General features: G+C 41.9%; 11 protein-coding genes. 9 read left to right on the forward strand and 2 right to left on the reverse strand.

What is annotated here, in order from left to right; genetic code table 11:
- Window positions 1-56: 56 nt before the first annotated feature.
- The gene (locus CQ839_RS02215; protein ID WP_103666629.1) at window positions 57-3,551 is read left to right on the forward strand and encodes a COR domain-containing protein; all 3,495 of its coding nucleotides are present in this window, start codon (window positions 57-59) and stop codon (window positions 3,549-3,551) included.
- Window positions 3,552-3,737: 186 nt separating this feature from the next.
- On the opposite strand, the gene CQ839_RS02220 is transcribed toward CQ839_RS02215, so the two are convergent.
- Window positions 3,738-4,721 (reverse strand): saccharopine dehydrogenase-like oxidoreductase, encoded by a 984-nt coding sequence (locus CQ839_RS02220; RefSeq protein WP_103666630.1) that lies wholly within the window; start codon window positions 4,719-4,721, stop codon window positions 3,738-3,740.
- A 246-nt stretch (window positions 4,722-4,967) separates the two neighbouring features.
- Here CQ839_RS02220 and CQ839_RS02225 point away from each other — a divergent pair, with 246 nt between their 5' ends.
- From CQ839_RS02225 to CQ839_RS02255, 7 genes are all read left to right on the forward strand, one after another.
- Window positions 4,968-5,342: a DUF433 domain-containing protein gene (locus CQ839_RS02225; RefSeq protein ID WP_103666631.1), complete on the forward strand. Its 375-nt coding sequence runs from the start codon at window positions 4,968-4,970 to the stop codon at window positions 5,340-5,342.
- Window positions 5,339-5,734, forward strand: a complete 396-nt coding sequence (locus CQ839_RS02230) for an ACP S-malonyltransferase (RefSeq protein WP_103666632.1) — start codon at window positions 5,339-5,341, stop codon at window positions 5,732-5,734. Before CQ839_RS02225 ends, CQ839_RS02230 begins: the two co-directional genes overlap by 4 nt.
- 150 nt (window positions 5,735-5,884) lie before the next feature.
- Window positions 5,885-7,576: a TrkA family potassium uptake protein gene (locus CQ839_RS02235; protein ID WP_103666633.1), complete on the forward strand. Its 1,692-nt coding sequence runs from the start codon at window positions 5,885-5,887 to the stop codon at window positions 7,574-7,576.
- Between the two features lie 163 nt (window positions 7,577-7,739).
- Window positions 7,740-8,441: an energy-coupling factor ABC transporter permease gene (locus tag CQ839_RS02240; RefSeq protein WP_103666707.1), complete on the forward strand. Its 702-nt coding sequence runs from the start codon at window positions 7,740-7,742 to the stop codon at window positions 8,439-8,441.
- 23 nt (window positions 8,442-8,464) lie between these two features.
- Window positions 8,465-8,788 carry a PDGLE domain-containing protein gene (locus CQ839_RS02245; protein WP_103666634.1) on the forward strand — a complete coding sequence of 108 codons (324 nt, stop codon included), beginning with the start codon at window positions 8,465-8,467 and terminating at the stop codon, window positions 8,786-8,788.
- An 84-nt stretch (window positions 8,789-8,872) separates the two neighbouring features.
- Window positions 8,873-9,685 (forward strand): cobalt ECF transporter T component CbiQ, encoded by an 813-nt coding sequence (gene cbiQ / locus CQ839_RS02250; protein ID WP_103666635.1) that lies wholly within the window; start codon window positions 8,873-8,875, stop codon window positions 9,683-9,685.
- A gap of 6 nt (window positions 9,686-9,691) precedes the next feature.
- The gene (locus CQ839_RS02255; RefSeq protein WP_103666636.1) at window positions 9,692-10,426 is read left to right on the forward strand and encodes an energy-coupling factor ABC transporter ATP-binding protein; all 735 of its coding nucleotides are present in this window, start codon (window positions 9,692-9,694) and stop codon (window positions 10,424-10,426) included.
- Window positions 10,427-10,447: 21 nt separating this feature from the next.
- On the opposite strand, the gene CQ839_RS02260 is transcribed toward CQ839_RS02255, so the two are convergent.
- Window positions 10,448-11,077 (reverse strand): Uma2 family endonuclease, encoded by a 630-nt coding sequence (locus CQ839_RS02260; protein ID WP_103666708.1) that lies wholly within the window; start codon window positions 11,075-11,077, stop codon window positions 10,448-10,450.
- 101 nt (window positions 11,078-11,178) lie between these two features.
- On the opposite strand from CQ839_RS02260, the gene CQ839_RS02265 reads away from it, so the two are divergent.
- Entirely contained in the window at window positions 11,179-12,279 is a 1,101-nt protein-coding gene (locus CQ839_RS02265) for a glycosyltransferase family 4 protein (protein WP_103666637.1), read from the forward strand.
- Window positions 12,280-12,314 lie beyond the last annotated feature (35 nt).

Below are 12,314 nucleotides of genomic sequence, written 5' to 3' on the forward strand. Positions count from 1 at the left end.
TAAAAACTGTTAATCGTCCAATCCCCAACCCACTTTTTATCATTTCTTTGAAAATCATGACCCCTTCGGAAATTGAAGAAATTATTTCGCGGGCTACAAGAGAGCAATGGGAAGAGCTCGATCTTTCTGGGAGGGACCTAACAGATTTACCGTCTTCGATTGGAAAACTAAAAAACCTTAAAAGATTAATTTTGGGTAAATGGGACTCTGCACAACGTAAATATATTGGTAATAATCTAACTACACTTCCTTTAGAGATATCGGAATTGACTAATCTAAAAAGTCTGGGATTTGCTGGCAATAAAATAAAGTCTTTTCCAAACGCATTCGAGCGATTGACTAGACTTCAGTTTCTTGACATGAGCAACAATCAAATAAGCCTAATTCAAAATTCGATTTTGCGTCTGAGTAGTCTTCAGTTTCTTCATTTACGGAACAATCAAATAACTGAGATACCAAATGATATCTGGCGATTAACTAGACTCCAGTCGCTTGACTTAAGTGACAACCTGATCAGTCAGATAAATTCAGCAATTGCTAGATTGACAAATCTTGAAACCCTTGATTTAAGCAACAACCAAATACAAGATATTCCTGATGCAATTTCGCGGCGAATTATGTCGATTAGTCTAAGAGATAATCAGATAAAAGAGATCCCACAATCGATAGGATGTTTGGCGAATCTTCAATCTCTTGATCTAAGTGGGAACAACATATCAAAGATACTAGAAGAGATCAATCAGTTGACCAAGCTTGAATACCTTAATCTAAGTGCAAATAATATATCAAAGATACCAGAAAGCATCAATTATTTGACTAAGCTTGAGTACCTTAATCTAAGCGGAAATAATATATCAAAGATACCAGAAGGTATTGGGAGATTAACCAAGCTTGAGTATTTTTATCTAAGTGCAAATAATATATATGAGATAGCAGTAGCAATAACTCGATTAATAAATCTTCAATCTCTTGATCTGAGTGGAAATAATATAACGAAGATACCTGAAAATATCGTGCGTTTGACAGCTCTTCAAGCTCTTAAACTCAGCGAAAACAAACTAAGTGATATACCAGAAGGGATCATGCGTTTGACAAATCTTAAGGTTCTTGACCTTAGCGGGAACAACTTAACGAAGATACCCAAATCGATTATACAGTTAACCAATCTTATATCTCTTGACTTAAGTAGAAATAGTCTATATGAGATAACAGAAGTAATAACCCGATTGATCAGTCTTAAGTGTCTTGCAATAAGTAAAATTGATTTGAGCGAGATACCGGAAGCGATTACCCAATTAACAAATCTCCAAACTCTAGACTTAAGTAGGAACAACATAAGCGAGATACCAGAAGCGATTACCCAGTTAACAAATCTCCAAACTCTAGACTTAAGCAAGAACAACATAAGCGAGATACCAGAATCAATTACCCAGTTAACAAATCTCCAATTCCTTGGCTTAGAAAGAAATGATATAACGAAAATATCAGATGCAATCGTAAAAATACCCAATCTTTCCGATCTAGATTTAAGGAATAATCCTCTCTCTAGCCCACCATTAGAAGTTGCTGAAAAAGGCATTGTAGCTATTAGAGAGTATTTTCAACAACTAGAGGTTGAAGGGAAAGACTATCTCTATGAGGCAAAACTATTGATTGTAGGGGAAGGGGGCGCAGGGAAAACTACCCTTGCGAATAAGATGATTGATCCAAACTACAAACTTCGTGAAGAAGAAGAAACAACCAAAGGCATTGATGTAATACGCTGTTCATTTAGCTTTGAAGATGGGAAAAAGAGCTTTTCAGTAAATATTTGGGACTTTGGTGGACAGGAAATATATCATGCCACTCATCAATATTTTCTGACCAAGCGCTCCGTTTATGCTCTCGTTGCTGACACTCGCAACGAAGATACCCCCTTTTACTATTGGCTGAATGTTGTTGAACTACTTAGTGACAAAAGCCCTATCTTAATTGTCAATAATGAGAAGCAAGACCGCAAGCGCGAAATCAACATTAACCAACTAAAAGTAGAATTTGACAATCTTGAAGGAATCATTGCAGTTAATCTTAAAACTGGTCGAGGTTTCAGGAAACTCATTAGAGCTTTCCAATACTACCTCACGGAACTTCCTCACATTGGTACGGTTCTTCCTAAAACATGGATAAAGGTTCGCCAAACCCTCGAAAATAGTCCAATAAATTATATAAGCCTTGACACATACATAAATCTCTGTGCAAAAAATGGTTTCAAACAACGCAAAGACGCACTTCAACTCAGTGGATACCTCCACGATTTAGGCATATGTCTACACTTTCAAGATGATCCTCTCCTCTCCAAAACTGTAATCCTAAACCCAAAATGGGGCACAGATGCTGCCTACGCTGTTTTGGATAATAAGAGAGTTATTGACAACCATGGGTGCTTCAGTCATCAAGACCTAACCAATATCTGGAGTGACAAAGAATACGCAGGAATGCACGATGAACTACTGCAACTCATGATGAAATTCCAGCTATGCTACGAAATCCCACGGAATAAAGGCAGCTATATCGCTCCTCAACTCCTCACCGAAAACCAACCAACATATGATTGGAATGAATCTGAAAACCTTATTCTCCGATACAATTACGACTTCATGCCTAAAGGCATAGTTAGACAATTTATCGTCGCTATGCATCAAGATATCGAATTTAAAGAAAATGTCTGGCACGTCTGGCGTAGTGGGGTAACTATCCGATCTCAAGCCATTAATAACACCAGAGCAGAAGTCATCGAAAATTACGATAAGCGCGAAATCAAAATACGAATCTCAGGTAAAAACAAAAAGGAACTCTTAGCCATAGTCCTCCACGAACTCGACAAAATCCACGATCTTTATCCCCGACTTAAAGAAAAATATCAAAAGCTCATTCCATGCAACTGCTCGACATGCAAAGGTAGTCAATCCCCACATTTTTACAAATTCTCCGATCTAAAACGCCGCTACGAAAAGCGTGTGCCTACAGTTCAATGTGAAATTAGCTATGAAAATGTCGATGTATTAGGCTTAATCGATGATGTAGGTGAAAGATCGCAACTTCAAGATTCAAGAAGAAATCTCGATTTAGAATACTCAATAGATAACGATCCAACTAATAAGCCTAACTTCGTTAACAAGATTTACATAAAAAACCAACAACAGCAGCAAGGCAGCACAATGGATAACCAACAGCAACGGCAAATCAATTCAGACAACGCCCAACAACAGCAACAATTCAGTCAACCAAAATACATCAAAAGCGCATGGGCAAACGGATCTTTTTATCTCTTTCTCTTTGTCGTTGTCGTCGGTGGCATAGGATATTTAGCAGGCACACTTAAACTTCTTAACCTAATTGCTGTAATTGTTGCTGGCATAGTCTTTATCCCCCTCGTGGGAGCACTTCAACTAAGGCAAGACGATCGTCTCTCCGAGAAAAACTTTATGGAATTAATCAAGCTTGTAATTGCGCAACTCCCATTAATTGGCAATATCTTTAAGCCATTTATGAAGAACAATGATGACAAGTAGGGCTTAAAAACCTTGAAAACGCAGAGATTAAGATCCCCGATTTTTTCTTTGCGATCGCAGATCACTTCTACATAATCACAAAAAAAATCGCGGATCTGGGCATTTTAAAGAAGTCAAAAATCCTTGCATAGGGTGCGTTACGCTTTCGCTAACACACCCTACAGATTCTAAGTTCCAAATAGAAACTTAGCGGACAAACGCAGGCATCACCTCAGCCGCAGTCATCAACCCATAAATACCGCGTTGATGGAACTGCTTCCCAGCCTTAAGATAGCCAAACGCTGGCCCACACACATTCGCCGCCATACTCGTCTCATCGCCAAGCGTGAAAGTATGCGTCGAGATCTTGCCCTCAAAAGTACGACCTGTCAGCTTCATATTCGTGCTCAGAGGCTTCTTCGGATTGCGCGTATCGACTACACCACCCACAGTCACCCGATCGCGATCGCAAATACCCACACGCTCTAGCATGATGTCATCAGCATGTTCCATATTTTCCAACGCGATTAAACCATTGGTCTTTTCAAGCAGAGCTTCCACTTCCGCATCAGTCATCGCCTGAGCCATATCCACCGTATAGCCCGACATATGCGCAATATCTTCACGAATCGTAGCGCGATAGGCATTCCAGTTCGCAATGCCTACCCCAAAAGTAATCTCGACCTTGTGAACTTCCGCAAAGCTCTGAGCTGCGATCGCCGCCGCCGCAGTCAACAACCCTGGGGTTGCGCCACAACCAGACATATAAGTAATTCCTGCTGCCGAAAGTTCAGGAGCAAGAGCAATCATCTGCTCAACGGCACTAGTGCGCTTGATCGCATCAACTAGCACACCCTTCCAACCTGAAGCAATAAATTGCTTGGCAACACTTGCCATGAAAGTATTGGGTAGATTTGGTAATGCCAAGAAATAGCCATCAACATCTTTGGCTGTAGCGATCGCCTCAGCAATACTATCTTGGGTCAAAATGCCCGATGGTTCGAGATAACCGAGCGAACCTTTACTTTGATAGGCAGCGATCGCATCTGCGGCGTTGAGTCCATTGCGATCGTAAGCAAAGCCTTCCTTATCAGCGGCTACGACCAACTGCATTTCTTGCTTGGCGCTGAGCAACTTTGCCGCCGCCTGACCTAATCCGCCAAATCCTAAAATTCCAACTTTTAATGTCATTAATTTAAACTTCGTTTATCGAGGTAATTTTTAACTATGCTGCGATCCTCTAATTTGACATATTTTTGGACTCATTGCTACATAGGATTAAAGTGATGATTGGGCGAAAACTTGACTTTTTATAATAATTACCTAAACCCGCAAGGTTGAGCCCCGCAGCGTCACAACCTTACGGGTTTGGGTTTGGGACTTAAGTTATAATTCAGGATAGGTATCAAGTAAAGATAAAAGCCATGAGGTTTCAATATGGTTGCATCACCCATTCAACAGCCAGAAATCATCCGCACAGAGCGTGGACTGACGATCTCTGGTACGCGCATCACTCTTTACGATGTGATGGACTATGTAACGGCTCAATACCCGCGTAAATTTATTCAAGGATTATTCGATCTAACAGAAGAGCAAATTAAAATTGCCTTAGATTATATTGACAAAAATCGCGCAGAAGTTGAATTAGAGTATCAAAGAGTTCTTAGAGAAACAGAAGAACTGCGACAATATTACGAAGAGCAAAATCGCGAACTAATTAATCGAATTGCAAAATTACCACCCAAGACTGGAACTGAAGCAGCTTGGGCAAAACTACATGCTTTAAAAGCAAGTCGTGAAGCCAAAGTATGATTTTCTTGATTGATCACAACCTCAAAGGTCATGCTCTAGTGTTCTTTGGCGCGATCGCTAGTCAAGGTTGGCTTGATATTATTCCGATCCAATTTTTCACATTTACAGAAATCAATTTACCAATTGATAGCGATGATAGGGTTGTGTGGCGATTAGCTCAAAAGAATCAGATGATTCTACTTACTGCAAATCGCAGTATGAAAGGTAAGGATTCTTTAGAGCAAGTCATGCGTGATGAAAACACTTCAGAATCATTGCCTGTAATCACAATTAGCAATGCTGATCGGCTACTAAATGAGTCTGAATATCGAAATCGCTGTGTTGAAAAGCTGATTGAAATTGCGCTTGATGTTGATAATTATCGAGGCGCAAAGCGAATCTTTTTACCATAAATTACCCAAATTTGTAAGGTTGCGGCTCGCAGGGACGCAACCTTACAAATTTGGGATTGATTCGTGCTATCAGCTACAGTCACAATGTCATCTATAGCTCACAATAATTACGATAGTTCTATGGGTAGCGATCGCGATCGCGCATAAGCAATGAAACCCCGCATTATCATCTGTGGTTTAGACCGAACAGGTTATAAGATTTTGAGCCTGCTGAAGCAGCAAGGCTGTCTTGTGGTCGGTATTCACGATCGCCCAATACACCATCCCGATGCCGAAATTGTGATTGGCGATCTGGCGGCGGCGGATACTTTGATTGCCGCAGGAATTAGAGACGCGCAAACCTTGATTTTGGCGGGAGCCGATGAAACCCGCAACCTCACAATTTTGATGCAAGCGCGAGTACTTAATCCCCATGTCAGGATTATTAATCGCTTGTTTAACTCCAGCTTGGGCGTGCGTCTCGACTTAACTCTGCCCAACCACTTGACCATGAGTGTGGCAGCCCTAGCTGCACCAGTATTTGCCTTTAGTGCGATGGGTAGTGAAGCGATCGGGCAATTGCGCCTATTTAATCAGACTTGGCCGATCCATGAAGAATATATCGACGATCGCCATCCTTGGTTAGGTAAGCCACTATCAGAATTTTGGGAAGATCGCACTCGCATGTTGATCTATTACTTGCCCTATGACGAGAGCAAAGTCGATCTGGTAAGTGCTGTTCTCAATGGTCGAACATTACAAAGAGGCGATCGCCTATTACTTGGTACACAGCCCAGTGTGCGCACTGCATCACGCCCGATTTTACAGAAAATATCGAAGCTCTTCATGAGCATTCGACACTTTCATGTGCATGGAAGAGCCGTGTTATTTACAGCGATCGCTCTATTACTAACAATTTTTTCGGCAACGGTGGTATATACCAGTTTCCAGATGAAAGTTTCGTTAGTAGATGCGCTGTATTTCTCGGTAGGGATGATTACAGGAGCAGGTGGCAACGAGCAGGTTGTGGAACATTCTGCTGATAGCATCAAAGTTTTTACGATTGTAATGATGCTGGTTGGTACGGCGGTAGTTGGGATTTTTTACGCAATCTTAAATGATTTTATTCTCGGCTCCAGACTGAGAAACTTTTGGGATGCGGCGCGAGTCCCACAGCGAAATCATATTGTGGTTTGCGGTTTAGGAAGTGTCGGCGTGCAAACAGCATTGCAACTAGTCAGCTATGGCTACGAAGTTTTGGTGATAGAACGCGACCTCAATAATCGCTTTTTAGATACCGTGCGATCAAATGGTATTCCTGTTATTCATGGTGATGCGAGCCTACCAACTACGCTCAAAGCCGCTAATCTCGAAAAAGCTGAAAGTATCCTTGCCGTTACTAGTAATGACACATCCAATCTGGAAATCGCTCTCAATGCTAAGGGCATTGCGCCCCGATGTCGGGTGGTGGTGCGCTATGACGATCCTTACTATGCCAGCATGGCGCAAGAAGTATTTGATTTCGAGTCAGTTCTCAGTCCTCCCGAAATTGCGGCTCCTGCCTTTGCATCCTCGGCATTAGGTGGACGTATTCTCGGCAATGGTATTGTCGCTGATAGTCTCTGGGTCGCGATCGCAACGATGATTACCCCCAATCATCCATTCTGCGGAAAACCCGTGTGTGAAGCTTCAATGACAGCAGATTTTGTCCCGCTTTATATCGAGACTTCTTGCCAAACAATTCATGGATGGAATTTATTAGAGGCTTCACTAAGCGCAGGTGATATTCTTTATTTGACGATGCCTGCGGCAAAGTTAGAACAACTCTGGCGTGTTGCTCCTTTTCAAGTAGCGGTTAGCTAGACAACCCATATTGTCATCGCCTCATTAACCTTATTAATCTTCTGTTATTTTGGATGCCAAACTGGCGAAATATCTTTATCATAATCTAGAGGATATGAGGGGCGGCGCTTTGCGCCGCCCCTCATATCCTCTAGATTACTATCCAAATACTTACGAGGCATTGATGCTTTCTTTCCCAGTTTATTTGGCGATGCATATTCCCGATGGGTATCTGAGTTTACCTGTAAGTTTAGTCACAGGGGGCATTGCGATCGCCCTAATTGCCCTCTCTCTTAATCGAGTTCAGTCAGAATATAAGGAACGCACCGTTCCACTTATGGGCGTGAGTGCTGCTTTTATATTTGCTGCGCAGATGATTAATTTCCCAATTGTGGGTGGTACATCTGGACATTTGATGGGTGGAACTCTAGCTGGGATCTTGCTTGGCCCTTGGGCAGGTTCGTTAGTAATGTCAGTGGTCTTCATCGTGCAGTCCGTAATGTTTCAGGATGGGGGACTGACGGCTCTAGGCGCAAACATCACGATCATGGGATTAATTGGAACCTTTGGCGGTTATTATTTATATCGAGTGATTAGATTTTTGATTGGACGCAATACTTGGTTAGGCATGAGTGTTGGCACTGCGATCGCTTCATGGACAAGTGTAGTTGTGGCGGCGGCAGTTTGTGCGTTGCTGTTGGCTCTTTCAGATACCGTTCCCTTGGCTCTAGGAATGACAGCTATGCTCTCTTGGCATTTCATGATCGGCATTGGCGAAGCATTTATCACTCTCTCTGTAACTAGTTTTATCTGGAAGACTCGTCCTGAACTAATTTATGATGCACCTCTATCCGCAATTAAACAAACCGAATCAGATCATTTTTAGGTTGCCATAAAAGCCATAAACAAATGCATAAAAATCGTATTTTTCTATTCTCAGGATTAGCTCTAGCTCTAAGTATTGCTGCATTCATCTCACCTTTTGCTAGCAAAGATCCAGATGGATTAGATCGAGTTTCTCAAGATCTAAAATTTGAAGAAAAAGCTATTGAGAACCCACCAACAAAACAACTTCCCTTTGCTAATATTTTTGATGAATATTCTGTCAAGACAGTTCCCGATCAGAAAGTATCCACAGCGATCGCAGGTATTACAGGGACATTAGTTGTATTTGGCTTGGCTTGGGGAGTTGGCAAACTCGCAGTACGAAAATCTGAACCAAAACAGAAATAGAGGACGAAACACAGTAAGTAGCTAGGTTGGGGGCACGCTGCGCGTATCCCCAACCTAGCTACTTACTGTTATGAAACTAAATCTATGCTATTACATATTCACCTCATCGAGTCAAGTAATCATCTATCTCAACCAAAGAGCGATCGCTTAAATTTATGGAATCGCTTAGCTGTACATACACGCTTGATCTGCATATTTCTATTGGTGTTTGCGATCGCCCTAACTCCAATGGGTCGATGGTGGACTTGGGCAGTATATGGAGTTACTGTTTTGCCAATTCTCTACTGGAGTAAAGTTAGTTTAGGAATTCTCGCCAAACGTATGGCGATCGAATTAGCCTTTATTAGCGTGATTCTATTAGGAACGCTCTTCCGTGGTGGTGGACAGATACTTTGGCAATGGGGATGGTTACAAATAACTACCAATGGATTAATAATTTTAGGAAGTGTAAGTATCAAAGCATTTTTATCTTTACTACTATTAAATATTCTCACCCTCAGTACTTCCATTCCATTATTACTCCAAGCTCTAGTTACTCTCAAAATGCCTCCACTGTTAGTTAGCATTCTCGCCTCAATGTATCGCTACATTGGAGTCTTAACTAACGAATTTAATGCTATGCATCGTGCGGCAACTGCCCGCAATTTTGCGCCACAAAACCTCTATAATCCCCAACGACATGATCGACCGTGGCAACGACAGGTACTAGGCAATATGTTAGGAGTTCTGTTTATCCGCACTTACGATCGCGGCGATCGCATTTATCAGGCGATGTTAGCACGCGGCTATCAAGGTACTCCAATCATGCTCGAATCAGTTACGAGCACATGGAGCGATCGCATGGCAATTGGTTGCGTTATGATTTTGATTATAGTCGGTCAAGTTTTTATTAGTTAAAGCGCTTTGCATCACAATCCTATTTCTATTGAAAACCTCAGTTATTGCTATCCTGATGGTATTCAGGCGCTAAAAGGGATTAATCTCCAGATCGCTGCAACCGAGAGGGTGGGACTCATTGGAGCCAATGGTTCTGGAAAGTCAACATTACTTTTGCATCTGAACGGTATTCTCATGCCACAACAGGGCGAAATCGTGGTCGGTGAGATGGTCGTCAAGCCCAGCAATTTCGCCGCAATTCGGAATTTTGTTGGGCTAGTGTTTCAAAATCCAGATGATCAATTATTTATGCCAACGGTTTGGGAAGATGTTGCCTTTGGTTTAATGAATCAAGGACTCCGAGGAGATGAGCTAAAAACAAGGGTAGCAGAGGCTTTGGTGGCAGTCGGGCTAGATGTTGCAAAATATCGAGAGAGGCTATCTCATAATCTTTCTGGTGGTGAAAAGAAGAGAGTTGCGATCGCAGGGGTTTTAGCGATGCAGCCGCAGGTCTTAGTATTTGATGAGCCATCTGCCCAGCTCGATCCGCGATCGCGCCGTCAGTTAATCCAGCTTTTGCATACTTTGCCCGAAACTCAATTAATTGCTACTCACGATTTGGACTTAGTTCTAGAGCTATGCGATCGCACTGTCGTCTTGAGTGAGGGTAAAATTGTCTATGATGGTGCGACAAAGAAGGTGTTATGCGATCGGGAATTTTTGTTGGAGCATTCTCTCGAAATGCCATTAAGTCTAGGATAGTGTGAAAACCTTCGGCAAGGCTTATCCTGCAACCTCAATAGCAGCTTGAAAAATTGCATCAGTCATCAAATTTAGTTCGGGGAAAATATCCGATTCAATCCTTTGACCAGCAGTAAATAGAAATAGCTGATACTCTCCTTCGATTAATTTGCAAACTGTCACCGTTGGCTGCTTCGGTTTACCAATATGACGCACTGCTCCTAAAGCTAAATAGTCCACAATCCAATATTCGGCAATTCCCATTGCCTCATATTCTGTCAACTTCACCGCATAGTCATTGCGCCAATTTGTACTCACCACCTCAATAACCAGAGGCACAGTCTTTCCACTTTGAATTACTGAAGACTTCTGCCAAAGAGGTTCATTTACCAATTCCCGCCGATCGAGGACCACCACATCAGGAATAAAACCTGTCTCAGCCATTTCTGGTTTTAATAGACAGGCTCTAGGAATTGAGAATGGCAAGCTACATCTCCGAATTTCAAAATTTAATTCGGCAACAAAAAAACCGCTAGTATCTTCATGTGTACCCGTGGTCATAATTTCTCTAACTGCTCCTCTATATAGCTCATAGCGTCTACCATCTTCGGGATACCAATCGATAAACTCTTCAAAAGTCATGCGATCGCAGTTAACTAATGCTTGCACCATTGCCACACCTCTATCTTTGGGGTTTTGACTTGCCTCAATTATAACTGCTATAACTATGTTCAATTTGCTGACAGCATAGCAAAAAGTAATTGTCATATACAGTGAAAAAACACATTTTATTCATTCTTCCCTACCTCAATCAAGGTGGCACAGAAAAGCAAGCCCTTAGCCTCATTGAAGGACTACGAGATCGCTACAAAATATCGCTATTAGCCCCAGATGGCAAAGGTGCACCCAAATTTCGAGCTTTACCAATTTCGCAGCGTGAATATACAAAGTGGGAGATTAATGTATTTAAAGGCTTTCCAGAACTGATCGCAAGAATCAAGGAAATCCAAAGAGAACAGGCGATCGATCTTGTGCATGTTCACGGCGCTCACGAATTAATGCTAGCTGTATATTTAGTATTAAAAAAAGTTCCTATTCTCTATACTGTACATGGCTTTCATGGACTAGGAGCAAGATTTAGTTATCAAATGTCATGCTGGTTTAGCAATTGGTTTGCCGATCGCGTAATTTGTGTTTGTGAAGCTGAATATAATCTTTTACGGGAATTGGGATTAAGTGAAAAAAAGCTCCATTTGATTTACAACGGAGTCAAAGAGCCAATTCTCGATTCTGATAAATCATTAGAACTCACCAAGAAATTTCAACTAGACCCAGCAAATCAAATCATCCTTGGGACAGCAGCTCGACTAGATGAGGCAAAAGGGCTAACCTATTTACTTCAGGCTTTTGCAAAATTGCAAGGAGAAAACCTGCGTTTAGTAATTGCAGGAAACGGTGATTTAGAAGCTTCTCTTAAACAAGAAGCTCAAGATTTAGATATAGGCGATCGCGTGATTTTCACGGGCTATCTTGATGGTTTACCGAACTTGATGCAACTGTTTGACATTTTTGTATTGCCTTCGCTCCAAGAAGCTTGCAGTCTTGCTTGTGCAGAAGCAATGTCTCAAGGAAAGCCAGTAGTCGGAACTCGTGTGGGTGGTATTGCTGAACAAGTAAGCGATTGCCAAACAGGTTTTATCGTCATGCCTCGCGATCCTGACAGTTTGGCGGCTAAGCTTGCCGAACTAATTGCTGATCAAGATCTACGCGATCGCTTTGCAAAAGATGGTTATAGTCGCTATCGTCAACTTTTTTCAAGCGAAATCATGCTTGAAAAAACGGCTCAACTATACGATCAGATGATTGCAACATAAAAAGATGAGAGATGGTGCTTTGCACCATCTCTCAT

It is taken from the genome of Pseudanabaena sp. BC1403 (assembly GCF_002914585.1).
Lineage (GTDB): Bacteria > Cyanobacteriota > Cyanobacteriia > Pseudanabaenales > Pseudanabaenaceae > Pseudanabaena.

Coding starts and splice junctions, on each gene's coding strand:
- CQ839_RS02215 (WP_103666629.1), top strand. CDS start 57: ATGACCCCTTCGGAAATTGAAGAAATTATTTCGCGGGCTACAAGAGAG.
- CQ839_RS02220 (WP_103666630.1), bottom strand. CDS start 4,721: ATGACATTAAAAGTTGGAATTTTAGGATTTGGCGGATTAGGTCAGGCG.
- CQ839_RS02225 (WP_103666631.1), top strand. CDS start 4,968: ATGGTTGCATCACCCATTCAACAGCCAGAAATCATCCGCACAGAGCGT.
- CQ839_RS02230 (WP_103666632.1), top strand. CDS start 5,339: ATGATTTTCTTGATTGATCACAACCTCAAAGGTCATGCTCTAGTGTTC.
- CQ839_RS02235 (WP_103666633.1), top strand. CDS start 5,885: ATGAAACCCCGCATTATCATCTGTGGTTTAGACCGAACAGGTTATAAG.
- CQ839_RS02240 (WP_103666707.1), top strand. CDS start 7,740: ATGCTTTCTTTCCCAGTTTATTTGGCGATGCATATTCCCGATGGGTAT.
- CQ839_RS02245 (WP_103666634.1), top strand. CDS start 8,465: ATGCATAAAAATCGTATTTTTCTATTCTCAGGATTAGCTCTAGCTCTA.
- cbiQ (WP_103666635.1), top strand. CDS start 8,873: ATGCTATTACATATTCACCTCATCGAGTCAAGTAATCATCTATCTCAA.
- CQ839_RS02260 (WP_103666708.1), bottom strand. CDS start 11,077: ATGGTGCAAGCATTAGTTAACTGCGATCGCATGACTTTTGAAGAGTTT.